Here is a 25,017-nt window from a genome sequence, read left to right as displayed (position 1 = left end):
GGGCGGGGGCGTCGTCGCATCTCAGGGGGGTTCGGCCGTGGACACATCATCCCGCGTCCGGGTCTTGCTCGTTGACGATGAAGCGCTCATCCGCATGGGGCTGCGGGTGATGCTCCGGGAGCTCGGCTACGAAGTGGCGGGGGAGGCCGCCGACGGCCACCAGGCCGTCGCCAAGGTCACCGAGCTGGCCCCGGACGTTGTCATCATGGACATCAAGATGCCTGGGATGGACGGCCTCGAGGCGACGCGGCGCATCATGGCGACCCATCCGGTCCCGATTATCGTGCTCAGCGCCTACAATCAACAGGGCCTCGTGGCGGAAGCCGCCGATGCCGGCGTCTTGGCCTACCTCATGAAGCCCGTGCGCGAAGCCGAGCTCCAACCCGCGATCGAGGTCGCGCGCGCCCGTTTCGCGGAGCTCGCGTGGCTGAGGCGGCGCCCGCCCGGCGCCGGGGAGGCGGACGCCCCGCGAGTCGCCGAAGCGACGCGCCGGCTCGCGGAGCGCTACCGGCTGTCGGCGGACGACGCGGCGGCGCGCCTGCGCCGGCTCGCGAAAGCCTCCGGCCGCACGATCACCGAGGTGGCGGATGCGATCGTTGCTCTCGACGAGCCGTAGCGCCGCCGTGGAGATGCTCGAGATCGGGGCCGCCACGGACGCCGGTCGCGTGCGTCCCAAGAACGAAGATGTCCTGCTCTGGGAGATCCCCGAGGATCGCGAGCTCCGGACCGGCCGCGGCGCCCTGTTGATCGTGGCGGACGGTGTGGGCGGATACGGCGGCGGCGCCGTCGCGAGCGCCGAGGCCGCGCACACGGTGGTCCAAGAGTATTACCTGCACCGGCGCGGGGATGCCGGCCGGGCGCTGCGCCGCGCGGTGGAGCAGGCGAACCTGCACGTCTATACGATGCGTCTCGGCCACCCCGACCTCGCCGGGATGCAGACCACCCTCACCGCGCTCGCGATCGGCGACGGGCGGTACCGGGTCGCGCACGTGGGAGACTCGAAGGCGTGGCTGCTCCGGGGCGGCGCGCTGCTCCGGCTCACCCGCGATCACACCATTGTCGAGGAGATGCGGCGGATCGGTCTCGTCGACCGCGCCGGCGCCGACCGGCACCGCCACCGGCATCTGCTCACGCGGACCATCGGCGGCGATGCGATGGTGCGTGTGGACGTGTCGGCCGGCTCCGTGCAGGCGGGCGACTGCTTCGTGTTGACCACCGACGGCCTCTACGAGCACCTGACGCCGGAGGACGTACGGGACGCGTTCACGACCCTGCCTCCGCCCGCGGCGGCGCAGGCCTGTGTCGATGACGCGAACCGCCGCGGAGGGTATGACAACCTGACCGTCCTCGGCGTGCGCCTCGGCGGATAGCCGCGCAGCGCCCGCCCAACGGGGTGCGATGCCGGCTCCCGGCGACCACGTCGGCCACTATCGAATAGAACGCCCGCTCGGCCGGGGCGGCGAAGCGGCGGTCTTCGAGGGCCGCGACGCCATCGACGGCCGCCGCGTGGTGCTCAAGTTCCTGGAACCGTCGCAACTCGGCGACGTCGCCGCCTTCGAGCGGATGCGGCGTGAGGTCGCGATCGGCCGGACGCTCGACCATCCCGGCGTGCCCCGGCTGCTCGAGGCCCACGAGGACGCACGCCCGCCGTATCTCGTTCTCGCCTATGCGCCGGGACGGTCGCTGCGGGAGATCCTCGACCGCGAAGGGCGGCTGCCTCTTGCGCGTGCGCTCGCGATCGCGGGCAGCCTCGCCGACGTGATCGCGTACTGCCACGCGCAGCACGTCTACCACCGCGACCTCAAGCCGGAGAATATTGTCGTCGGCGACGACGGCCGCGTGTCGATCATCGATTTCGGAATTGCCCTGCTCGACGGCGCCCCCCGGGTGACCTGGCGCGGGTTTTCGGGCCTGGTCGGCACGCCCGAGTACATGGCGCCTGAGCAGATCCGTGGGGAGCGGGGCGGTCCCGAAACTGACGTCTACGCCGCCGGCGTGATCTTGCACGAGATGCTCGCCGGCCGGCCGCCCTTTCGCAGCACGAATCCGCTGGCCACGATGTACCAGCATCTCAACATGGCCGCCGAGCCGCTTGCCCGGCTGCGGCCCGAGGTGCCGCGGTCCGTGGCCGCGATCGTGGCCCGCGCGATGCGGCGCCGGCCGGCCGAACGCTTCGCCGACGGCGGCGAGCTGCTGGCGGCGCTGCGCGCGCCCGACGGCGTCGACGCGGGCATTCTGGAGCGGCCCGATCCTCCGGTCGGCTCGCCGCTCCGCGAGGGGCTCACGCGGCATCCGCTCGCGCTGCTGGGGTTGATCGCGCTCGGCACCGCGGTCCTCGTGCTGCTGGCGGAACTGCTGCTTCGGCGGTAGCATCCGGCGCCGAGCGGCGTCCGGTCACCGTGTGAGGAGCTCACGGGTCGCATCCGCGTCCCAGCGCCGCGGGAATCGCTGGGCGGCAACGTCGACGAAGCCCGGGAGCATCCGGCGAAAGGTGCCCCGCCAGAGGAGCACGGCGCGCACCCGCCCGTCGCCGAGAGCCGCGATGAGGGCGTCGGGGCTGAGCCCGCCGGCTCGCACGCGCGTCTCGGACGTATCGCAGAAGGCGGCCGGCACGGCGCGTCCCGCCAGCAGCGGGACTATCGGATCGTCGGCAATCACCAACCCTCCGGCCGGCACGGCCTCCCGTGTGCGCACGACCGCATCCCGCAGCAACGCGGAGGACGCGGGACGCAGGGCCGCGGCCGTTCTCGCGAGGGCCGCAATCCAGACGACGATCAGCAGCGCGGCCGCCACGCGCGTGCGCAGGGCCGGGGGCGCCGCGGAGACCCCAGGACGCGAATCGCCGCCGGTCGAGACGACGGATTCCACGCCCAGCGCCGCGAGGAGCGCAAGCGGCGAGACGAGGATCCCGAGATGATGCGGCCACGCAGGGCGCAGGAGGAAGAGGAGCAGGAGGTCCGCCCCGAGCCATGCCGCGGCGAGGCGGTGTGCGGCGGCCGTCCGGAGTGCCACCCTCGGCGCCCCGGGTTCGGCCGGCGGGCCGCCCGCGGGATGCGGCCGCAGGAAATTCCCGAGGGCCACGAGCCCGAGGGCCGCGAGCAGCCAGTTGGCGGCGGCGAACCCGGCGAGGAACGACGCGGGTCGCGCCGGATCAAGCATGGTCGCGCGCGCGACCGCCCCATGAAACACCACCGCCTGCATCCACATCTCGCCGGGCGGGGTTCCGGTCCATAGGACGGTCGCGGCCATGGCGGTCACGGCGCCGATTGCGGCCACGGCGGCGCGCGCCACTAGGTTCCGCCGGCGCGCCGTTCCGTCTCCCGCCGCGGCGGCCGCGGCGAGTGGTGCGACGCACGTCACCGCGGTCAGCTTGGTCATGACGGCCAATCCGGCCGCCGCCCCCACGAGACCCCAGAGCGCCGCATGCGCCGCGCGCTGCCCGCGCGACGTGCCGGAGTGCTGCGCCGCCATCACCCCGAGCGCGACGGCCAAGGCGGCCAGCGCTTCGGACGGAGCTTCCATCTGCACCGTATGCGCGGCTTCGACGAACGCGGGGGCCGTGACGGCAATGCCGAGCGCCCATACCGCCGCACGAGGACGGGTTCCGCGCGCCGCCGCGGCGGCCAGGGCGGCGAGCCACAGGACCGAGAACGCGATGACGACGCCGCGGGCTGTGGCCAGCGAACTGCCGAATGCGCCAAAGGCGCGCGCGAGCACGCCGACGAGAAGCGGTGGCTGACTGAGAAAGACCGCGGAATAGAGGCGCGCTCCGGATGCGGCCGCGACCGCGCTCTCGGCGTACACGCCTTCGTCGTAGTCGTACCGGGCGGGATAGGGGGCCGCCGCGGTGATCCATGCCTGCCACAGCGCATGCGCGCCCACAAGCAGCACCACGATCAAGATGGCGACCTTGGTCTCGGATCCTGCACCGCGCGCGGCGTTCATCGGCTATCAGGCTACCATCAACGTGAAACGGCGGACAACCGTCCCAACCCGGCCGCATCGGGGTTGACAGGTGCAGGCGGCGGGTGGAGAATATAGGTGAAAAGCCTTCCGGCACGATCGCATCGGCAGGCAACCCGGGAAGCGAGGAGGCGGGACGATGCGAGCAAGAACGCGTCGGTCACGTCGGAACACGGCTACGGCCCGGGAGCGGCCACCGAAGCAGTAACGGAGCGGCGGTCGAGTTTTCCGGCCGCTCCAGCGAACCCCTCGTTACCCTCCAGCCACGGGGATGCGTCCCCACAGAGGCGACTTGAACGTCGCGGAGGCGAGGAGCGGGGGTAGGACACGAAAGTATTCGAGGCCGGCGGCGCGTAACGCACCGCCGGCCTCGCGCCATGTCCCCCCTCCGCGGGCAGGGACGGCCTGCTCGCGGCCGAACCGATCCTGCTGTGTGTGCTGCCGCCGCCGGCCCCCACGGCCGGCATCTGTACCACCGCCGGACGTGGCGGCAGTTTTTCCGCGTCATGGGCCCCGGCATTGTCTCCGGGGCGTCCGACAACGATCCCGCCGGCATCGTCACGTACATCCAGATAGGCGCCACAACGGGATTTGGTCTGCTGTGGCTGATGGCACTGTCCACAATCATGATGTATTACCTGGAGGAGATGTCCACCCGGCTCGGGGTCGTGGCCAAGCAGGGCATCGCACGAATTCTCCGCACCCACTACGGGCCCGCCGTCGCGCTGATCGTGGTCGTTCCGCTCTTGGTTTCGAACGTCATCTCGATCGGCGCGGATCTGGCCGGCACGGGCGCCGCGCTCGAGCTCGTGACGGGTCTCGCCTGGGAGTGGTGGGTTCTCCCGATCAGCCTTGCGCTCGGCGTGATGCTCGTCTATGCCAGCTACCGGATGGTTAGCCGGTTCCTGCTGCTGATCACGCCGCTCTTCTTCCTCTATGTCATCGAGGGGTTCATCGTGCATCCCAATTGGGCCGCGGTGGTGCGGGACACGCTGCTGCCGCCGATCCGGTTCACGCCGAGGTACTTCGCGGCCGCGCTGGGACTGCTGGGCGCGACCCTGACGCCCTACATCTTCTTCTGGCAGACCACCGAAGAAGTGGAAGGTCGCCGCACGGTCAAGGACCTGGACGCGGAGGCGGCCGATGTGGCGGTCGGGATGGCCTATTCCAATCTGATCTGCTACTTCATCATCTTGGTGGCGGGCGTGGTGCTGCTGGGACACCAGGCCGGCATCCGCTCGGCGGCCGAGGCCGCGGCGTCGCTGCGGCCCATCGCCGGTCCCGCCGCCGGCACGATCTTCGCCGTGGCGATCGTGGTGAGCGGCATCATGTCGATCCCGGTCATGGCGGCCTGCTCGGCGTACGCGCTGGCGGAGGCGTTCGGCTGGGTCGAGGGCCTCGACAAGAAGGTGTGGCAGGCCCGTGGATTCTACGTCGTGCTCGGCGGGGCCCTCGCGGTGGGCGCGGCGATCGCGCTGTTCCGGATTCCGCCGGTAACCCTCATGTTCTGGTCGCAGGTATTGAACGGCTGGCTGCTCGTTCCGTTGTTCATCGTCCTGCTGTTGCTGTCGAGCGACCGGCGCATTTGCCGCGGCCATGTCAACGGGACCGCATCGCTCGTCGTGGGCTGGGGGACAACGCTCCTGACGCTCGCGCTGGCGCTGCTGAGCCTCGGGCAACTGGCGACCCAGGCGCATTGAGGCCCCGGTGACCGCTGCGCCGGTGCGGCCGCCGCGCGCGTCTGCGGCGCTTCGCGTCCTCACCCTGACCACGCTGCAGCAGGCGGGGTTGACCACGATCCGCTTCGGCCTGCCGGTCCTGGCGCCGTTCTGGCGCGAGGCGTTCGGCCTCTCGCTCGCGCAGGTCGGCATCCTCTTCGGCGCGTTCGATCTCGGCGCACTGCTCCTGTTTCTGCCCCTCGGCCTCCTGGCGGACCGGTGGGGCGAACCCCTGGTGCTGACCGCCGGTGCGCTGTTCACCGCCGCGATGGCGGCGGTGGTCGCGAGCGCGCGCGGGTTCGGCGCGCTCGCCGTCCTGCTCTTCGTGGCCGGGCTCGGCTATGGGAGCGGTCAGACCGCGGGCACGAAGGCCGTCGCGGCGGCGTTTGGACCGCGCGGCCGCGGCACGGCGATGGGCATCCGCCAATCCGGGCTGCCGCTCGGCGGCGTGATCGCCGCGCTCCTGCTGCCCCCGCTCGCGGCCGTCTATGGGTGGCGCGCCGCAATCCTCGGTGCCGCCGTCGTGTGCGGGCTCACAGGGTTGCTCTGCGCGGCCGGCCTGCGCGATGTCGGCGGAGACGCGGACGGTCCCGCAGACGGCCGCGGTGAACCGGGTGTCCGCGGCGGGCGGCTCGGCGGCCGCGTGCGTGCCATCCTCGCGAATACGGGCATCCGGCGCACGACGATCGTCGCGATGCTGCTCGTCATCGGCCAGTTCTGTTACCAGGGCTACCTGGCGCTCTACATGGTCGACCGTTTCGGGTGGAGCAAGCACCTCGCGACGGCGCTGTTGCTGGCGGTGCACGGCGGCGGGATCGTGGGACGGCTGGGGTGGGGCGCCGTGTCCGACCGCCTGCTCGGCGGGCGGCGGACGCCGGCGTATGCGTGGTGCGCGGCGTTGTGCGCTGTCTTTCCGCTGGCCCTCCTGGCGATGCCCCGGCCCGTGCCCGTCGTCGTGGCCGCGGCGGTGGCGGTCGCCGGGGGGCTCCTGTTGCTCGGGTGGAACGGCCTGTTCAACACCCTGATCATGGAAGAAGCCGGGGCGCACGGGGCGGGCGCCGCGATGGGGATCAGCATGACGATGCTGTACGCCGTCACGTTCGTGACGCCCCCGGCCTTCGGCTGGTTCGTCGAGCGGACCTCGTACGCGGCCGCCTGGGCCGCGCTGGCCGGCGTCGTGGCCTTCGGCTACGCCGTGGCGCGCCGCGTCCCCGAACCGGGCGCGTAGACGGACAGGATACGGATTCGCGAGGACGGAAGTAGGAGGCGCTGCCCGACACGTTCCCGAGGGAGTGGCGGATGTCACAGCCCGGTCGTCGTGTCGATTACTACGGTATCGAAGAACTGTTGACCGAAGATGAGCGGCTCACGCGCGATACGATCGCGCGCCTGGTCGACAAGGAGGTGCTCCCGGGCATCGGCCGTGCCTGGTTGGCCGGCGACTTCCCGCGCGATGTGATCGCCTCGCTCGGGGCGCTGCGGGTGTTCGGCGCCAACCTCCCCCAAGAGTACGGCTGTGCCGGCGTGAGCAACGTGGCCTACGGGCTCATAATGCAGGAACTGGAGCGCGGGGACAGCGGCGTGCGGTCGTTCGCCTCGGTCCAGGGCGCGCTCGTCATGTATCCGATCTACGAGTTCGGCAGCGAAGAGCAGCGGCGCCGCTGGCTGCCGGCCATGGCGGCGGGGGAAAAGCTCGGCTGCTTCGGCCTGACCGAGCCGACGGCCGGCAGCGATCCGGCGGCGATGCAGACGCGGGCGCGGCGGCGTCCGGGCGGCTGGGCGCTCACGGGGACCAAGATGTGGATCACGAACGGGTCCCTGGCCGACGTGGCGCTCGTCTGGGCGAAGGACGACGACGGCGTGATCCGGGGGTTCCTTGCCGACCCGCGCGCGGCGGGGTTCGCCGCGCACGACATCCACACGAAGGCGTCGATGCGCGCGTCGGTCACGAGCGAACTGGTGCTCGAGGACGTCTTCGTTCCCGAGGCGGACGTGCTGCCGCGCGCCGCGGGACTCGGCGCGGCGCTCCGGTGTCTCACGCAGGCGCGTTACGGCATTGCCTGGGGCGCCATCGGCGCCGCGGTTGCCTGCTACGAGGAAGCGCTCGCCTATGCGAAGGAGCGGGTCGCGTTTGGCCGGCCGATCGCCGCGACGCAGTTGATGCAGGAGCGGCTCGTCGACATGCTCACCGAGATCACGAAGGCTCAGTTGCTGGCGTACCACCTCGGACGGCGGAAGGACGCCGGCACGCTCGGGTACACCCAGGTCAGCTTGGCCAAACGGAACAACGTGCGGGCCGCGCTCAACATCGCGCGCGCGGCCCGCGGCATCCTGGGCGGCTACGGGATCACGCTCGAATATCAGGCGATGCGGCACGCGGCCAATCTCGAGACGGTGGATACCTACGAGGGCACGTACGACGTCCACACGCTGATTCTGGGGCGCGACATCACCGGGTTCGACGCTTTCGGGGCGCCGGTCCCCCAGGTGCAGGCGACGCAGGCCGGCCGTTGACCTACGACGTCATCGTCGTCGGTCTCGGGGCGATGGGAAGCGCCGCGGCCTTTCATGCGGCCCGCCGCGGCCGCCGCGTGCTCGGCGTGGACGCGCGTGCGCCCGGTCACCGGTTCGGATCGTCCCACGGCTACACCCGGATCATCCGCAAAGCCTATTTCGAGCACCCCGCGTATGTGCCGCTGTTGCACCGGGCGTACGAGTTGTGGGCCGAACTCTCGCGGGAGACGGGGGAGGCCCTCTACCGCCGCACCGGCGGTCTCTGGCTCGGCCCGGCCGACGCGCCGGTGGTCCGGGGCGCGCTCGCCAGCGCCCGTGCCCACGGCGTGGCCCACGAGGTGCTGACGGCTTCCGAGGTCCGTCGGCGCTTCCCTATGTTTTCGCCGGGCGCCGACATGGCCGCGCTCTGGGATCCCGAAGCGGGCGTGCTCTTCCCGGAGCGCTCCATCGCGGCGCATCTTGCCGGCGCCGCGCGCGCCGGCGCCGAGTTACGGTACCACGAGCCGGTCGTCGCGTGGCAGACGGGCGCCGGCCGCGCCGCGGTCGAGACCGTGCACGGCCGCTACGAGGCCGGGGCGGTGGTCGTGACGTCGGGGGCCTGGGCCCCGGCGTTGCTCAGGTCGCTGGCCCTGCCCATCGAAGCCACGCGCCAGGTCGTCGGCTGGTTTGCGGCGGCGTCGGCCGACCAGGCGCCCCTGCTGCGCGCCGACCGATGCCCGGTGTGGATCTGCGAGGTCGGCGGTACCAACATCTACGGGATTCCCGACGTCAATGACGGGCACGGCTCGAAGGCCGCGATCCACGAACGGGGACACGGCTGCACGCCGGAGACGTGCCGGCGTGAGGTGGACAAGCCGGAAGTGGAGCGCCTCACGGCGCTGCTGCGCCGGATCCTTCCCGCGGCGGCCGGGCCGCTGCTCGAGATCGAGACCTGTCTCTATACGATGACGCCGGACTGGCACTTCATCATCGACCGCCCCGGCGGGTACGAGACGCTGGTGTACGCCACCGGGTTCAGCGGTCACGGGTTCAAATTCGCGGCGGTGGTCGGCGAGATTCTGGCCGATCTCGCGCTGGACGGGCGAACGTCCCAGCCGATCGCGTTCCTCTCCCCGGCGCGGTTCGCCGGCGTGAGCCCCGCGACGGGGGGCGCGACCCCGCCGGCGGGCGCGTGAACCGGTCTCTGTCGCGCCGGCCGTTGCACGAGCGTGTCACGTTCGTCGCCGGATTGGGCTTCGGCGCCAACGGAGTGACGCTCGGCGTGGTCAGCTTCGCGCTGCTCGGTCTTCGCCGGGACTGGGGTCTCACGCCGGCGCAGGCGGGGTTTCTGACCGCCGCCATCGGCGCCGGACAGTTGCTCGGCGGCATCGCGACCGGCTACGTCGCGGACGGGATCGGCCGGCGCGCCGCGTTTGGGTTGACGGTCGGGACGAGCAGCCTCGCCGCCGCGCTCGCCGCCGCCGCCCCCTCGCTCGGCTGGTTGATCGCGGCGACGCTCCTCATGGGCATCGGGTTCGGCGGCGTGGCGCCGGTGGCCACCAGCCTGATCAGCGAGTTCGCGCCGCCCGACCGCCGCGGCGCGCTGCTCGGGTGGACACAGGTCCTCTGGGGCACGGGATGGCTCGCGGCCGGCGTGGGCGGCGTCGCGCTGGCGCATACGCTTGGCTGGCGCGGGACATTCGCGATCGGCGCGCTGCCGCTCGCGCTCGCGCTGGCCGGTCCCCGGCTCATCCCCGAGTCGCCGCGCTTCCTCCTCGCGCACGGACGCCGCCGGGAGGCGGAGGCGGTCGTCGCCTCCCTCCAAGCGCGCTACGGCATCATGCTCGACCTGCCCGACCAGGAGCAGGCCGCCCGCGTCACGATGATCGCGCACCTCCGTGAGCTTTGGAGCCCGCGGTTTCGCCGGCGTACCTTCCTGCTGTGGAGCGTGTGGTTCATGATGATCGGCGCGTTCCAGGGACCCATCGTCTGGATTCCCGCGATGTTTCAGGCGGCCGGCATGGGGCACCCCGCAGAGGCCTCGCTCGTGGTCGCCGTGATGATGCTGCCTCCGACGATCGCCGCGACCTTCACGCTCGACCGGCTCGGGCGGAAGCCGGTGCTCGCGGCGGCCCTCGGGCTCGCGGCATTCGGGACGATCGAACTCGCCGTGGCGCGCACCGAAGCGGCGTTCGTGCTGGGCGGCGGCGCGCTCGCCGGCGGGGTGCTGGCGTCGTGGCCGGTCATCCTGGCCTACGCGGGCGAGTTATACCCGACTCGCATCCGGGCGACGGCCACCGGCTGGGGCTCCGCGGCGGGACGCGGCGCCGGGATCGTGACGCCGCTCATGCTGGCGGCGCTGATGCACACCTGGAACGGCGGCCGGACCCAGGCCCTCGCGATCGTGGCCGCGGCTCTGGTCCTCGCGGTGGGTATCGTCCTTGTGTTCGGCGAAGAAACCGCCGGGCGCGGTCTCGAAGAGATCGCCGAGCACCGCCCGGAGACCGGCCCGCGGGGCGGGCTCGAGCCGGTGCCGGTGTCCATCAGGTCGCGGGAGGCCCGGGTGACCGCGGCCGCGCCGCCCGACGCACCAGGAGACAACGTCTCATAGCCGCAACGGAGGTGGGAAGCGCATGCGGGTCGCGTGGCGGAAGGCGTTTGCTGTCGGTGTGATCGTGGGGACGCTTGCCGGCGTCACCGCCGGCACGGCGGTGGCTCAAGTGTCGATCGGCTCGCTCATCAAACTCTTCGGCATCGGTTATGTCGTCAAGCAGTTCGGCCCGCAGATCAACAGCGCCATTAACACTCTCATGTTGAACAACCAAGCCCAGAACAAAGAGCTGACCAAGGTGGTCCCCATCCTCAGCGTCGGCGTCGGCGTGGGCACGTCCGGAGGCGCCTACGTCGGCGCGGTCCAGGTCCAGGGGCCCAAGGCCGCCATCGATCAAGTACAGGCCGTAGCGCAGATCGAGGGCTCGTTCATGAACGCGGTGCGCCTCAAAGCTCTGATCCCGGTCGACAGCCTCAATCCGCTGCCCGGCCACCTGCACCGCGTATACGGTGTCGGGGTGACCGCGCTCGTCGACTTCTCGCTGTAGGGGCGCGTTACCGGCCGGTTCCGGAGAGGCCGCTGGCCGCCGGCCGGCGGCCCCGCTTGAGCGGCACCCCGCAGCCGACGCAGTAATGCTGGCGCGGATCGCTGATGCGGGCGCCGCACTTCCAGCAGTCCGCGGTCACCGTGCTTCCGCATTGGGGACACCGTGTCTGCATCGCCCCGGCCGAGCTCCCCGCCGACGCCCAGTCGCACTCAGGGTTGCCGCAGATCAGGACGAGGGGTGCGGCCGCGTGCCGGGGCAGTACGCGCTTGAGAGGCACCCCGCAGCCCCGGCAGTACCCCGCCGTCGCCTCGGGGACGCCGGCGCCGCACTTCCAACAGGTGGTGATCATCGGCGCCCCGCAGACGGCGCAGATCTCGGGCAGCGCTTCGAACCGTAACGCGTTCGCGGATCCGGTGCACTCGGGGTCGGAACAGATCGCGAAGAGTGTAGCCATCGCTGGTCCCTCCAGGGACGCGCGCGTCTTGGGGCCGTGTTCGCGGTTGCCCTGGAAACTCCTGTGCCGGCCACGGCGGAGCACGCGCCGCCGTGCCGCCGCCGTGCGGACGCATCCACATTATGGTACCCTCTGCGGTGAATCGCGTCGCACACGCACCTCGGCGATGAGCGGGTAGGGTGGAGACGCATCGGGATGCCTGAGCGGTTTCACATCATCACGCAGGGCTGTCAGATGAACGTCCGCGATTCGGCCGCGATGGCCGGGCTGCTGGCGCAGATGGGGTACGCCGCGGCCGATGATCCCGCCGACGCGGATGTCGTCATTCTCAACACCTGCACCGTCCGCGAGGGCGCCGAGGAGCGCGCCTACGGCCGGCTCGGCGAGTTACGCGCGCTCAAGCGGCGGCGTCCCGGGCTGCTCCTCGGCATCGCCGGGTGCCTCGTCCAGCAGGAGCGCGAGCGGGTGCTGGACCGCCTGCCCTGGCTCGACCTCGTCTTCGGCGTCCACAACATCCACCGGCTGCCCGATCTGCTGCGTCAGGCCCGGGACGGCTGCATGCCGATCTATGAGGTGTGGGACCGGTCCGACCGGGACCGCCCCCTGCCGGTCCTGCCCGCCCATCAGGTCCCCGGGAGGGGGGTCCGGGGGTTCGTGAACATCATCCATGGATGCAACAAGTTCTGCACGTTCTGCATCGTGCCGTACGTCCGGGGGCGCGAGCGCAGCGTGCCGCCGGAGGACGTCGTCGCCGAGGTTGGGACGCTCGCGGCGCAGGGCATCCGCGAGGTGACGCTGCTCGGGCAAAACGTCGACAGCTACGGGCACGACTTTGCGCCGCGGCGCGACCTCGCCGCGCTGCTCGAGGCGGTCCACGGCGTCGCGGGCATCGACCGGATCCGCTTTACGACGAGCCACCCGCGGGACATGACACAGCGCCTCATCGCGACCGTCGCGCGCCTGCCCAAGGCCTGCGAGCACATCCACCTCCCGGTCCAGACCGGCGACGATGAGATCCTCCGCCGGATGCACCGGGCCTACACCACGGCGCAGTACCGCGAAACCGCGGACGCCGTGCGGGCCGCGATGCCGCAGGGCAGTCTCACGACGGACATCATCGTCGGTTTCCCCGGCGAGACCGAGGACGCGTTCGCGCAGACGCTGCGGTTCGTCGAAGACGTGCGCTTCGATGCGGTCAACACGGCGATGTACTCGCCCCGCGACGGCACACCGGCGGCGCGCTATCCGGATCAGATCTCCGACGAGGTCAAACGGCGGCGGCTGCAGGCCCTCAACCGCATGCAAGAGCGCATCGCCGCGGACATCAACCGGGGCCTCGTGGGGTCTGTGCAGGAGGTCCTCGTCGAGGAACCCGGCCGCAAGGGCGGGGTGCTCGGGCGGACGCGGACCAACAAGATCGTCACCTTCGACGGCGGCGCGGAGCTGATCGGCCGGACGGTGCCGGTCGAGATCGTGGACGGCGGGTCGTGGGTGCTCCGCGGCCGGTGCGTGACGGGCGCGCTCTAGACCCGCCGATAAAACCAGCGCTCGAGATCGCGGGCCGGGACCCGTACCATGGTCGGCCTTCCATGGAAGCATGAATACGGATCCTCGGTCCCAGCGAGCTCGTCGAGCAGCGCCGCCATCTGGGCCGGCTCCAGCCGGTCGCCGGCGCGCACGGCGGTGTGGCACGCGGTCGCGATGGCGAGCCGCTCCTCGAGATCGGCGCCGGCATGAGCCCCTCGTTCGTTGCCGAGATCGGCAAGACATGACCGGAAGAGCGTCGGCGCGTCGCGGCCCGCCGCGATCGCGGGGATCGCGAGCAGCCGCACCGTCGTCCGGCCAAAGGCTTCGACCTCGAAGCCGAGCGCGGCGAGCATCGGACGAAGTTCCGACACGAGCGTGTCCTCGGCCGCGCTCAGGTCCACGACGGCCGGCGTGACGAGCCCCTGCGCCTGCGCGCCGCCGGCCCGGCGCCGGGCGAGAAGGCGTTCGTACAGGACGCGTTCGTGCGCGGCGTGCTGATCGATGAGCACGAGATCGCCACCGGCGTCGCCCACGATGTAGGTCAGGCCCAGCTGGCCGAGCACGCGAAGCGATGGCCATCCGGCCGGCGAGCGCTCGGGGTTCCACAGCGCGGTCGACGCCCCGCCGTCTGTCGCGCTGTCGCCGGTCGTCAGGCCGTAGGCACCGGGCGGCTCGGCGACGCGTCCCGACGAGGTGATCGCCATGCGCGCGAAGTCGCCGCCGGACACCGCCGCGCCCCCGGCAGGGGGCAGGCCGGCGGCGCCGGGGGCGGTGTGGACCAGGGAGGCGCCGTGCAGGACCCGGCGCGCCTCGCGGACGACGTCGTGGAAGACGATCCGCTCCTGCGCAAACCGGACTTCGGCCTTGCGCGGATGGATGTTGACGTCGACCGACTCGGGTGGCACCCGGACGTGGAGGACCGCGACCGGGACCCGGCCCTCCGGGACGAGGGTATGGTAGGCTTGGTCGAGCGCCCGGGCCAGCATGGGGCTGCGAATCGGCCGGCCGTTGACGAGAAACCATTGGTGACTCCGCCGGGCCTGCGCAGCCTGCGGCGCGCCGAGCACACCGGTGATCGCCGTGGGACCGCGGGCGTCGATCGGGAGCGTTCCGCCGGCGACCGCGGGGCCGAGCACACGCCGGGCCCGCTCGGCAAGCGGCTCGGGCGGCATCCACAGCCGTTCGCGCCCCGCGTCGAGCAGACGAAAGGCGACGGCCGGCGCGGCCAGGGCGAGCGCCTGCACGGTCTCGACGATCACCGCGGTTTCCCGCGCCGGGGACTTCAGGAACCGCCGCCGGGCCGGGGTATTGTAGAATAGGTCCTCGACGGTGACCGTCGTGCCCTCGGCCCCGCCGGTCACGGCCATGGGGTCCCGGACGCCTCCGGTCACGGCAAGCGTGGCCGCGGTCTCGGCCCCGCGCGGCCGGGTCACGACGGTCAGGCGCGCCACCGCGGCGATGCTCGGCAGGGCCTCTCCCCGAAAGCCATACGTGTCCACGCGTTTGAGATCGTCGGCCGAGCGAATCTTGCTCGTGGCGAATCGCTCGAACGCGACCGCCAGTTCCTGGGCCGGGATGCCCTGGCCGTCGTCGCTGACGCGGATGAGGCGGCCGCCGGCGTCGTCGATCTCGATCGTGATGCGGCCCGCCCCGGCGTCGAGGCTGTTTTCGATCAATTCCTTGACGACGGAGGCGGGGCGCTCGACGACTTCCCCCGCCGCAATGCGCTCGGCCGCGGCCGGCGGCAGCACCTGAATGCGCGGACGCGTCACCGGCGGCCGTCCCGCTCACGCGGGACTAGCCGGCGGAATGCGCCGGCGTCGCGGGGGAGCGGAAGCGCGAGCTGCTGGCCGCGCGACGGCCCGCGTCTCGGCCGGCGGCCCCGCGGCGCGTGGGCGGCCCGCTCGAGCCCGCCCAGGACTTCCCGCGCGCGCCGGATCACGGCGTCCGGGACGCCGGCCAGCCCGGCGACGTGGATGCCGTAGGATGACGCGGCGGCGCCGTCGGCCACCTGATGTAAGAACACGACGTCACGGCCTTCCTCGCGCACGAGAACCTGGAGGTTGGCCACGCGGTCGAGCTGCGACGCGAGCTCGGTCAGTTCGTGGTAGTGTGTGGCGAACAGCGTGCGGGCCCGCACGCGGTCGTGCAGATCTTCGACCACGGCCCAGGCGAGACTCATGCCGTCGTACGTGCTCGTCCCGCGGCCGACTTCATCAAGAATCACGAGGCTGCGCGGGGTGGCCTGGGTCAAGAGACGCGCCACCTCGATCATCTCGGACAGGAACGTGCTGCGGCCGGCCGCGAGATCGTCCGTAGCGCCGACCCGCGTGAAGATGCGGTCGACGAGTCCGATGTCGGCCTGGCCGGCCGGGACGAAGCTCCCGAGCTGGGCGAGGACGATGAGCAGGGCGGCCTGGCGGATGTACGTGCTCTTGCCGCCGAAATTCGGGCCGGTCACGATGAGGAGGTCGCGGCCGTCCGTGCCGAGCGCGAGGTCGTTGGGGACGAAGCGCTCAGGCCCCAGCGCCTGTTCGACCGCGGGGTGCCGGCCGGCGACGATGCGGATCGCGCGATCGCCGCTCACATGCGGACGGACGTAGCCGGAGCGGACGGCGACCTCGGCGAGCGCGGCATAGACGTCGAGTTCGGCCAGGGCGCGGGCGCAGGCTTGGAGCCGATCGCTCTCGGCGCGCACCGCGGCGCGGAGGTCGCAGAACACCGCGTACTCCCGGGCGTTGATCCGGTCCTCGGCGCTGAGGATCAACGCCTCCCGTTCCTTCATCTCCGCCGTGATGTAGCGTTCGGCGCCGGCCAGGGTGCCCTTGCGGACATAGTCCGCGGGGACGAGATGGGTCTGCGACTTGCCGACCTCGATGTAGTAGCCCATCACCTGGTTGTAGCCGATCTTCAGGCCGCGGATGCCGGTGCGCTGTCGCTCCGCGGCCTCGCGTCCGGCCATCCAGTCCTTCGCCTCCCTGGATCCCTCGCGGAGCGCGTCGACGTCCCCGTCGAACCCGGGCCGGATGACGCCGCCCGCGCGCGGTGAGAGCGGCGGCGGGTCGGCGAGCGCCCGCCGCAGCCGGTCGGCGAGGTCGGGCGGCGGCGCCAGCAGGGGGACGAGCCGCCGCAGCGCCGGGGCCGCGAGCGATGCGGCCGCAGGTACGACGCCGGGGATCGCCTCCAGCGTGTCGCGCAGGCCCGCGAGGTCGCGCGGCCCGCCCGCGTCATGGCTCAGCCGGCCGATCAGACGCTCGAGGTCGCCGAGCGCGCGCAGGTGGGTCCGGACGCGCTCACGGGTCTGGCCGGCGTCGACGAGGGCCTGCACCGCGTCCTGGCGGGCCGTGATCTCCTCGACGCTGTCGAGCGGCTGGCCCAGCCACCGGCGGAGGAGGCGGCCTCCCATCGCCGTCTCGGTGAGGTCGACCACATCGAGCAGGGTGGGGCCGCGCCGCTCGTCGCGCGCGGAGGCCCACAGGCCGAGGGCGCGTCGGGTCGCATCATCCAACACCAGGCCGTCGTGAGGCGGCAGCAATCTAAGCCCACGGAGGTGGGCGAGGGACCCGCGGTGCGTGGCCCGCAGGTATTGCACGAGCGCACCGGCCGCCGCCGCGGCCGCCGGTGACGCGTCGAGGCCGAACGCGTCGAGGGCGGCGACGCCGAGGTGCGCGCGGAGTTCGCGGGCGGCGACGCCGGGATCGAACCGCCACGCGTCGAACGGCGTCACGACGGCGCCGAGGCCGTCGGGACCGGCGAACGCACCGTGCCCCCGGCCGTCGGGCTCGTCGGGCACGATCAGCTCGCGGGGCCGCCACCGTGCCAGGACTTCGTCGCGCCGCTCGGATCCCGCACCCTGCGCCGCGACGAACTCGCCGGTCGACACGTCCGCGAGCGCGATCCCCCAGTCGTCGGCGTCGATCACGGTCGCCGCGATGAAGTTGTTTTCACGCGCCGTGAGGAGGTCGTCTTCGATCACGGTCCCCGGCGTGACGACGCGCACGACTTCGCGGCGCACGAGGGCCCGGGCCTGTCGCGGATCCTCGACCTGGTCACAGATGGCGACCCGGTGGCCCCGATCGATGAGCCGGCGCAGGTAGGTGTGCAGCGCGTGATGGGGGATGCCGCACATCGGGATCCGGCGTCCCTTGGCGACCGGCCGGCTCGTCAGCGTCAGTTGGAGTTCACGGGCCACCACCTGCGCGTCGCCGAAAAAGGCCTCGTAGAAGTCGCCCAACCGGAACAGCAGCAGGGCGTGCGGGTGCTCGTCCTTGAGCGCCTGGTACTGGCGCATCATGGGCGTCGGTTCACTCATTGCGTCTGACTTCGTCGCACCGGGAAGGGGTCCTGTTCGGCGTGTGGCGAACAGACGGGGCGATGGACGACATTCAACACCGCGCGGCACCGGCGCAGCGCCGGCGGCGGCGCAGAGGACGAGGCGGGCGGGCGCGTTCCCAGCCGGGTGCGGCGGTACCAGCGATGACGGCCGGGGACGCAGCAGTGGACGATGCCACCGCACCCGCGGCGCGTCACGCGGCGCCCTCACCATCGCGCCGCGCCGGCGCGCCGGCTCCGTCCGGTCCCAGCGCGGCCGCGCTTGCAGCCGAGGAGAAGGCCTGGGAACGCACGCACCTCGAGCAGGTGATGTTTCGTCTCGCCCGCGAGCACGCCGAAGCGGCGGCTCGGTGCGCGGCGGCGACGCCGCCGGACCGCGACGGGGAACGGACGCACAGTCTCGTCAGCGTGCTCATGGCATACTTCGCGGTCGAGGCGTTTATCAACATGGTCGGACAGGACCGCCTCGGCGGCCGGTTCCGCCACTACGACCGCATGTCGCCGGAAGGCAAGTGGCTCGAGGTCACCCGTCTTGTGAGCAAGACGGGACGCACGTTCACCGATGACGGCAAGGAGCTCTCGGCGCTGTCGACGTTGCGGTCCTGGCGCAACATGCTGACGCATTACAAAGGCCGGTACAAGGACACGCAGGCGGGCGGTGAGACGCAGGTCGATGCGCTCCTGTCCGCGGCCAACGCGAAACACGCCGTCGACACCGCCACCATGCTCTATCGTGCCTTTTACGAGATGGACCGGCGATCCCCGCCGCGCCAGTTCGTGTGGCTCGACGACCGTGTTCCCGTCCGGGTCGCCGGGGCCGGCCGGCCGGTCTTGCCGCCGGCCGCTCCGCCGTCCCGCGCGACGGCCGCAGGCGAGCGCGATGGGGCGACCTCCGGTAACGCGGCGCCGCTCACGCCCGCTCCGACACCGAGCGCTCCGCCGGCGCCCCGCCGGCGGCGCCGCAGAGGCGGGCGGAGGAAAGGCGCGCGTCCCCAAACACGCTAGCGCGCCGGGTGTTCGACCTCATCGTCCTCGCCGGCCCGACCGGGACCGGGAAGACGCGGACCGCGATCGCGCTCGCCCGGCGGCTGGGCGCCGAGATCGTCTGCGCCGACTCCCGAACCGTCTACCGCGGCCTCGACATCGGCACGGCCAAGCCGACGCTGCGCGAGCGGGCCATCGTGCCGCACCATCTTCTGGACGTCGCCGATCCGGGCGAGCCGTTCACGCTTGCGGACTATCAGCGCCTGGCGGGCGACGCGATCGAGAGCATCCGGGGGCGCCGCCGCGCCGTCGTTCTGACGGGAGGCACCGGATTGTACCTGCGCGCGGTCGTCGACCGCGTGGCCGTCCCCGCCGCGGCTCCGGATTGGGACCTTCGCCGGCGGCTCGCGGCGGAGGAGCGTGCGGGCGGTCCCGGCACGCTGCACGGCCGGCTGCGGCAGGTGGATCCGGTGGCGGCGATGCGGATTCACCCGCGAAACGTGCGCCGGGTCATCCGCGCACTCGAGGTCTGGACGGTAACGGGCATGCCGGTGTCGTCGCTTCAGGAACAGGTGCGAGAGGGCCGGTGGGCGGCGGGCGAGGGGGCCCGTCCCGCCCGCATGATCGCGCTGACTCTGGACCACGCCCGGCTCAATGAGCGGATCGACCGGCGCATCGCGTCCCAGCTCGCCGCGGGACTGGTCGACGAAGTCCGGACGCTGCTCCGCGCGGGCTACGACCGGACGCTGCCGGCAATGCAGGGCCTCGGCTACAAGGAACTCGCCGCGTACCTCGAGGGCGAGGCAACGCTTGACGCGGCGGTGGCGCAACTGCGCCGCAACACGCGCCGGTACGCCAAGCGGCAGTGGACCTGGTTTCGCGCGGACCCGCGTTACCGCTGGATCGACGTGGACGACGAGCCCGCCGACGGAGTGGCGTCGCGCGTGCTCGAGGCGCTCGATGCCGCCGGGTACCCCATGCTATGATGGCAGCGGCGCAGTGATGACCGGAGGTGCCCGATGCGCGTTGCGCGCCGGATGGAGCGGATTCCGCCGTACCTGTTCGCCGACATCGACAAGAAGCGGGCCGCGCTGCGCGCCCGCGGCGTCGACGTCATCAACATTTCCATCGGCGATCCGGACCTGCCGACGCCCGACCACATCGTCGAGGCGCTGACCCGCGCCGCCCGCGACCCGCGCACCCACGTCTATCCCCCGTACGAAGGAACCCGGGAATTCCGGGACGCCGTGGCCGGGTGGTACGCCCGGCGGTTCGGCGTGCGCCTTGATCCGGGGAGCGAAGTGCTGGCCCTCATCGGGTCCAAAGAGGGGCTGGCGCACGTGCCGTGGGTGTTCATCAACCCCGGCGACGTCGCGCTCGTGAGCGACCCGGGATATCCGGTGTACGCCGTGGCCACGCTCATGGCGGAGGGCGAGGTCTATCCGGTCGCGATGACCCGGGAGCAGGAGTGGGTACCGGACCTCTCCGTGATTCCCGACGAGGTGCTCCGGCGCGCGCGCGTGCTGTTTCTGAACTACCCGAACAATCCCACCGGCGCCGTGGCCGATCTCGCGTTCTTCACCCGCGTCGTGGAGCTGGCGCGGCACTGGGACATCCTCGTCGTGCACGACAACACCTATTCCGAGATCGCCTACGACGGCTACCGGCCGCCGAGCCTGCTCGAGGCGCCCGGGGCCAAGGACGTCGCCGTCGAGTTCCATTCCCTCAGCAAGACGTTTTGCATGACGGGGTGGCGCATGGGCTTCGTCGTCGGCAACAAGACCGCGGTCCAGGCGCTGGGCACGCTGAAGACCAACATCGACAGCGGGCAGTGGGTGGCGATCCAGGAGGCCGCGGTCGCCGGCCTCACCGGTCCGGAGACGCCGATCCGGGAGCGCGTGGCCGTCTGGCAGCGGCGGCGCGACAGGGTCGTGCGGGGGCTGCGCGAGGCCGGGCTCGACGTTCCGGTGCCGCGCGCGACGTTCTATCTGTGGATCCCGGTTCCGGCGGGGCACACCTCGGTGTCGTTTGCGAGCGACCTGCTCGAGCACACCGGGGTCATCGTGACACCGGGGACCGGGTACGGCGCGCACGGGGACGGGTACGTGCGGATCTCGCTGACCGCGCCCGACGCCCGCTTCGACGAAGCGGTCCGGCGCATCGGGGACCATCTGCGCGCCGCGACCCCGAGGTAGCGGGCGGGAATGCGCACCACCGGGACGCCGCTCGGCCACAAACTCCGCCGAGGCCTCGCCGCCGGCGCCGACGGCGCGCCGGAGGACGCCGGCCGCGGGCCCGCCGCCGACCTCCGCCGGGGCGGTCCTGAGCGTGCGGTGCTCGTCGGCATGCTCGCGCCGCGGGCCGACGAGGGGGAGGAGACCCTCCAAGAACTGGCCCGGCTCGCCGACACGGCGGGGGCCCGGGTCACGGGCATGGTGGTGCAGCACCGGTCCCGGCCGGATCCGGCCACCGCGGTGGGCGCCGGCAAGGTCGAAGAGATTCGCTCCCGCGTGCGGTCGGCGGGGGCGGACGTGGTCATCTTCGACCACGAACTCACCCCGGCCCAGCAGCGCAATCTCGAGCGGGCGCTCGACACCAAGGTGCTCGATCGAACCGCGCTCGTGCTCGACATCTTCGCCCAACGCGCGCGGACCCGCGAGGGGCGCCTCCAGGTCGAGCTCGCGCAGATGACCTATCTGTTGCCGCGGCTGGCCGGCCGCGGCACCCTCCTCTCGCGATTGGGCGGCGGCATCGGCACTCGGGGGCCCGGCGAAACGAAGCTCGAGGTCGACCGCCGGCGGATCCGCACCCGGATCACCGCGCTGGGGCGCGAGATCAACGCGCTGCGGCGGCACCGGCAGCGGGAGCGCCAGTCGCGCAAGGACGCGGCGCTGCCGGTGGCGGTGCTGGTCGGCTATACAAACGCCGGCAAGTCCACGCTGCTCAACGCGCTCACGCGCGCGCATGTGCTGACCGCGGACAAACTCTTCGCGACCCTCGACCCGACGACCCGGCGCGTGGTCCTGCCGAACCACCGCTCGCTGCTGCTCGTCGACACCGTCGGGTTCATCCAGAAGCTGCCGCACGACCTCGTCGCGGCGTTCCGCGCCACCCTGGAAGAAGTGACGGAGGCCGATCTGCTGATTCATGTCATCGACGCGAGCCATACCCGCTGGACCGCCCAGCGCGCGGCCGTGGAGCAGGTGCTGGGGGATCTCGGCGCGGCCGGCACCCCGCGCGTCACCGTGCTCAACAAGGCGGACCGGCTGTCGGCGGAGGCGCTGCGCGACGTGACGGCGGAAGAACCGGCCGGCGTGCCCGTTTCGGCGGTCCGCGGCGTGGGGCTGGCGCACCTGCTCCGCACGATCGCCGCGGTCCTGCCGGATCCCGTCGAGCGCGTCCGCCTGGTGATCCCGTACCAGCGTCTCGGCGTGCTCTCGCGCCTCTACGGGATCGGCCGCGTCGTGCGCCGCGAGGACGGGGATGCCGGCATCGTCGTCGACGCGGACATTCCGGCGGCCGGGCTGGGCCCGTTCCGCCCCTACGTCGATGGCGGGCGGGCGCTCCCTCGCCCACCCGCGGGCGGGACCGCGGGGACGCGATGACGGGCGGCCCGGCGAATCTCGATCCGGACGCCGCCGGGGCCGCCTCCGCGGAGGCGGCCCCGGGGCACGCGATCGGTGGGGCGCGGCTACGCCAGCCGGCGGATGAGCGCCACCGCCTTGCCGATGATCGTGACGTCACGCGTGAGAATGGGCGACATCGTGCTGTTCTCGGGCTGCAGGCGGATGTGGTCGCGTTCCTTGTAGAACCGCTTGACCGTCGCCTCGTCGCCGATGAGCGCCGCCACGATTTCGCCGTTCGCGGCGGTCGCCTGCGGGCGGATGACCACGTAGTCGCCGTCGTAAATCCCGGCGTCGATCATGCTCTCCCCGCGCACGCGAAGCATGAACGCCCCGTCTTCACGGACGAAGTCGCGGGGCAGCGGGAACACATCCTCGATATTCTCATCGGCCAGGAGCGGCGCGCCGGCCGCGATCCGGCCGACCACCGGTACGTTGACGACGCGCTTGGGCGGCTGGCTGGCGCCGTCCTTCAGGATTTCGATCGCCCGAGGCTTGCTCGGATCGCGGCGGATGTAGCCCTTTTTTTCCAGCGCGGCGAGGTGGCTGTGCACGGTCGAGCTGCTGGTGAGGCCGAGGGCCGTGCCGATCTCGCGGACGGACGGCGGGTAGCCCTTGCGCTGCATAGTGTCCAGCAGGTATTCGAGAATCTCGCGTTGGCGTTTCGTCAATACTCGGCCCACGCGCTGCCTCCCACACTGTGCATGCGACACCCCGACCGAGAGCGGTCGGATTATAACACACCTCAACCGGTCATGCAAACACCTGTTCGACCACGATCCTCCGGGCGTCGGCCGCTAGAGCCCCGCGCCGCCGTCGACGACGATGACTTGGCCGGTCAGGAAGTTATCCGCGGTCGCGAGTGCCAGGGCCACCTGCGCGATGTCCTCCGGCCGGCCGATGCGCCGGGCGGGGAACCGCGCGGCGCGCGCGGCGTTCTCCGCTTCGTGTCCGTGCTGCCAGCGGGTCTCGATGAGTCCGGGCGCGATGGCGTTCACCGTGATCGAGGGCGCGAGCGCGCGGGCCAGCGAGAGCGTCATCGTGTGGATCGCGGCTTTGCTCGCGGCGTAGGCGATCGAACTGCCGTTGCCTCGGACACCGGCGACCGACCCGATGTTGATGATCCGGCCGCCGTCCGTCATGGCGCGCGCGGCGGCGCGGATGCAAAAGAACGTGCCTTTCACGTTCACGGCGAGAATGCGGTCCCAGATCTCAGCCGTCAAGGCCTCGAGATCCTTGTGGTCGACGAACCGCGTCGTGCCGGCGTTGTTGACGAGCACGTCGAGCCGGCCGAGCTCGCCGGCGACGCGGCGCACCATCGACTCGACGGCGGACTCGTCCGCGATGTCGGCGGCGACCGTGATGGCGCGGCCGCCCCGCGAGACGATCTCCGACGCCGTCTCGTCCGCGTCGCCGCGCGAGCGGGTGTAGTTGATCGCGACCGCGGCGCCTTCGGCGGCAAGCGCGATCGACGTCGCACGGCCGATGCCCGTGCCTCCGCCGGTGACCAGTGCGACCCGTCCGGTGAGCCGTCCCCCCATGGCACGGGGAGATACGGGGCGGCGGCGGTCCGTTCCTCCGCATGACCGGGGCCCGCGGCGCCTCCCCGGTGCCGCTTCCGAGGCTTCGCGCGCTGGACCTCGTCGCGGCGGAGTGGGACGGCCGGCGCGTCGTCTGCGCGCGGGACTACGAAGGTCTCCTCGACGGACCGGTCGTCGTGCCGCTGCCGATCATGTTGGTCGCGCTCCTCCTGGACGGCCGGCGCGACGCCCGGGCGGTGCGGGCGGAGTATGCGCGTGCGAGCGGCGGAGCCATGCTGCCGCCGGCCGACCTCGACCGCATCGTGCGCGACCTCGACGCCCACGGCCTGCTCGACAGTCCCGCGCTCGCCGAGCGCCGCCGCGCGGCGGTGGACGCGTACCGGGCGGCGCCGCACCGCGCGATGGCCCACGCGGGCACGGGCTATCCTGCCGAGCCGGACGCGTGTGCCGCGGTGCTGGAGGGTTACCTTGCCGCGGGCGGGGGGAACGGGACTGCTCCCCGCAGGCCGGCGCGCCCGCGCGGGATTCTGGCGCCGCACATCGACTTTGCGCGGGGCGGCGCGCTGTACGGCCGCGCGTACACGGCGCTTGCGCATCTCCCGGCCGGCGTCTGCGTCGTGGTGGTCGGCGTTGCGCACGCCGCGCCGCGCGCACCGTACGTGCTCACGGGGAAGGGATACGAGACGCCGTTCGGCGTGGTGAACGTCGACCGCGCGCTGCTCGACGCGATCGTGGAGCGCTCACCGTTCGATCCGCTGGCCGAGGAGAGCGTGCATCGCGGCGAGCACTCCGTCGAGTTTCAGGTCCTCTGGCTCGCGCACATGTTGCGCGGCCGGCGGTTTACCGTGCTGCCGGTGTTGACGGGATTGCTGGACGGCGACGGCCCCGGCGGGACGCCGGCCGGCGTGCCCGCGGTTGAGGCTTTCATCACCGCACTGCGGACGGCGATTGCCGGTATCGGCCGGCCGGTCTGCATCGTCGGCGGCGTCGATCTGAGCCACGTGGGTCCCCGCTTCGGCGATTCGGAGCGGCTCGGCCCGGAGCTGGCCCGGCGCGCGCATGACGCCGACCTCGCCGCGCTGCGGCACGTCGAAGGAGGCGACGCGGAGGGGTGGTGGCGGACCGTGGCCGGCGGGGGAAACGCGTGCCACGTCTGCGGGCTTGGCGCCATCTACACGGTGCTGCGGCTGCTCTCCCCGGTGCGGGGCCGCGTGTTGGGATACGATCAAGGGGCCGACCCGGCGGGCGGCCTTGTGGGGTTCCCCGCGGTCGTCTTCGAGTAGG

The 25,017-nt window shown here is 72.1% G+C and carries 21 protein-coding genes; 15 read left to right on the top strand and 6 right to left on the bottom strand.

Annotated features, from left to right (window positions below; translation table 11 throughout):
• Positions 1–37 precede the first annotated feature (37 nt).
• Genes VGZ23_11225 through VGZ23_11215 form a run of 3 tightly spaced genes read left to right on the top strand, consistent with a single transcriptional unit; the run spans position 38 to position 2,370 of the window.
• Positions 38–616 (top strand): response regulator, encoded by a 579-nt coding sequence (locus VGZ23_11225; GenBank protein ID HEV2358164.1) that lies wholly within the window; start codon positions 38–40, stop codon positions 614–616.
• Positions 588–1,370, top strand: a complete 783-nt coding sequence (locus tag VGZ23_11220) for a protein phosphatase 2C domain-containing protein (protein ID HEV2358163.1) — start codon at positions 588–590, stop codon at positions 1,368–1,370. The genes VGZ23_11225 and VGZ23_11220 overlap by 29 nt, the downstream gene beginning before the upstream one ends.
• 28 nt (positions 1,371–1,398) lie before the next feature.
• Entirely contained in the window at positions 1,399–2,370 is a 972-nt protein-coding gene (locus VGZ23_11215; GenBank protein ID HEV2358162.1) for a serine/threonine-protein kinase, read from the top strand.
• A 24-nt stretch (positions 2,371–2,394) separates the two neighbouring features.
• On the opposite strand, the gene VGZ23_11210 is transcribed toward VGZ23_11215, so the two are convergent.
• Entirely contained in the window at positions 2,395–3,945 is a 1,551-nt protein-coding gene (locus VGZ23_11210) for a glycosyltransferase family 39 protein (GenBank protein ID HEV2358161.1), read from the bottom strand.
• A gap of 449 nt (positions 3,946–4,394) precedes the next feature.
• On the opposite strand from VGZ23_11210, the gene VGZ23_11205 reads away from it, so the two are divergent.
• The 6 genes from VGZ23_11205 (at position 4,395) to VGZ23_11180 (ending at position 11,272) form a co-directional block, all read left to right on the top strand.
• The gene (locus VGZ23_11205) at positions 4,395–5,663 is read left to right on the top strand and encodes a divalent metal cation transporter (GenBank protein HEV2358160.1); all 1,269 of its coding nucleotides are present in this window, start codon (positions 4,395–4,397) and stop codon (positions 5,661–5,663) included.
• A gap of 7 nt (positions 5,664–5,670) precedes the next feature.
• Complete coding sequence (locus VGZ23_11200; protein ID HEV2358159.1) at positions 5,671–6,909, top strand: MFS transporter; 1,239 nt, start codon at positions 5,671–5,673, stop codon at positions 6,907–6,909.
• A 71-nt stretch (positions 6,910–6,980) separates the two neighbouring features.
• Positions 6,981–8,195, top strand: a complete 1,215-nt coding sequence (locus VGZ23_11195; protein ID HEV2358158.1) for an acyl-CoA dehydrogenase family protein — start codon at positions 6,981–6,983, stop codon at positions 8,193–8,195.
• On the top strand, positions 8,192–9,370 hold the full coding sequence (gene solA, locus VGZ23_11190; protein HEV2358157.1) for an N-methyl-L-tryptophan oxidase: 1,179 nt from the start codon (positions 8,192–8,194) through the stop codon (positions 9,368–9,370). The genes VGZ23_11195 and solA overlap by 4 nt, the downstream gene beginning before the upstream one ends.
• Positions 9,367–10,785, top strand: a complete 1,419-nt coding sequence (locus VGZ23_11185) for an MFS transporter (protein HEV2358156.1) — start codon at positions 9,367–9,369, stop codon at positions 10,783–10,785. Before solA ends, VGZ23_11185 begins: the two co-directional genes overlap by 4 nt.
• A gap of 22 nt (positions 10,786–10,807) precedes the next feature.
• Entirely contained in the window at positions 10,808–11,272 is a 465-nt protein-coding gene (locus VGZ23_11180) for a hypothetical protein (protein HEV2358155.1), read from the top strand.
• A 7-nt stretch (positions 11,273–11,279) separates the two neighbouring features.
• Here VGZ23_11180 and VGZ23_11175 read toward each other — a convergent pair whose 3' ends face one another.
• Positions 11,280–11,726, bottom strand: a complete 447-nt coding sequence (locus VGZ23_11175; GenBank protein HEV2358154.1) for a hypothetical protein — start codon at positions 11,724–11,726, stop codon at positions 11,280–11,282.
• Positions 11,727–11,921: 195 nt separating this feature from the next.
• On the opposite strand from VGZ23_11175, the gene miaB reads away from it, so the two are divergent.
• Complete coding sequence (gene miaB, locus VGZ23_11170; protein ID HEV2358153.1) at positions 11,922–13,253, top strand: tRNA (N6-isopentenyl adenosine(37)-C2)-methylthiotransferase MiaB; 1,332 nt, start codon at positions 11,922–11,924, stop codon at positions 13,251–13,253.
• Here the strand turns inward: miaB and mutL are convergent.
• Positions 13,250–15,025 (bottom strand): DNA mismatch repair endonuclease MutL, encoded by a 1,776-nt coding sequence (gene mutL, locus VGZ23_11165; GenBank protein ID HEV2358152.1) that lies wholly within the window; start codon positions 15,023–15,025, stop codon positions 13,250–13,252. The genes miaB and mutL overlap by 4 nt on opposite strands.
• Complete coding sequence (gene mutS / locus VGZ23_11160) at positions 15,022–17,565, bottom strand: DNA mismatch repair protein MutS (protein ID HEV2358151.1); 2,544 nt, start codon at positions 17,563–17,565, stop codon at positions 15,022–15,024. The genes mutL and mutS overlap by 4 nt, the downstream gene beginning before the upstream one ends.
• A gap of 164 nt (positions 17,566–17,729) precedes the next feature.
• On the opposite strand from mutS, the gene VGZ23_11155 reads away from it, so the two are divergent.
• The 4 genes from VGZ23_11155 to hflX are packed head-to-tail and all read left to right on the top strand — an operon-like array spanning position 17,730 to position 22,174.
• Positions 17,730–18,590, top strand: a complete 861-nt coding sequence (locus VGZ23_11155) for a hypothetical protein (protein ID HEV2358150.1) — start codon at positions 17,730–17,732, stop codon at positions 18,588–18,590.
• Positions 18,591–18,598: 8 nt separating this feature from the next.
• On the top strand, positions 18,599–19,555 hold the full coding sequence (gene miaA, locus VGZ23_11150) for a tRNA (adenosine(37)-N6)-dimethylallyltransferase MiaA (protein ID HEV2358149.1): 957 nt from the start codon (positions 18,599–18,601) through the stop codon (positions 19,553–19,555).
• A gap of 33 nt (positions 19,556–19,588) precedes the next feature.
• Positions 19,589–20,764 (top strand): LL-diaminopimelate aminotransferase, encoded by a 1,176-nt coding sequence (locus VGZ23_11145; GenBank protein HEV2358148.1) that lies wholly within the window; start codon positions 19,589–19,591, stop codon positions 20,762–20,764.
• A 9-nt stretch (positions 20,765–20,773) separates the two neighbouring features.
• Positions 20,774–22,174, top strand: a complete 1,401-nt coding sequence (gene hflX / locus VGZ23_11140) for a GTPase HflX (protein ID HEV2358147.1) — start codon at positions 20,774–20,776, stop codon at positions 22,172–22,174.
• Between the two features lie 86 nt (positions 22,175–22,260).
• Here hflX and lexA read toward each other — a convergent pair whose 3' ends face one another.
• Together lexA and VGZ23_11130 are read right to left on the bottom strand one after the other, a co-directional pair.
• Entirely contained in the window at positions 22,261–22,875 is a 615-nt protein-coding gene (gene lexA, locus VGZ23_11135; GenBank protein HEV2358146.1) for a transcriptional repressor LexA, read from the bottom strand.
• 114 nt (positions 22,876–22,989) lie between these two features.
• A complete protein-coding gene (locus VGZ23_11130; GenBank protein ID HEV2358145.1) occupies positions 22,990–23,733 on the bottom strand; it encodes an SDR family oxidoreductase in 744 nt (247 codons plus the stop codon).
• A 41-nt stretch (positions 23,734–23,774) separates the two neighbouring features.
• Here VGZ23_11130 and amrB point away from each other — a divergent pair, with 41 nt between their 5' ends.
• Positions 23,775–25,016 carry an AmmeMemoRadiSam system protein B gene (gene amrB, locus VGZ23_11125; protein HEV2358144.1) on the top strand — a complete coding sequence of 414 codons (1,242 nt, stop codon included), beginning with the start codon at positions 23,775–23,777 and terminating at the stop codon, positions 25,014–25,016.
• The last annotated feature ends 1 nt before the right edge of the window (position 25,017 follow it).

Source organism: bacterium, assembly GCA_035945995.1.
In the GTDB taxonomy this organism is placed as follows: domain Bacteria; phylum Sysuimicrobiota; class Sysuimicrobiia; order Sysuimicrobiales; family Segetimicrobiaceae; genus DASSJF01.
Note: the sequence above shows the minus strand (reverse complement) of the source record. Positions and strands in the feature narration are given on the sequence as shown.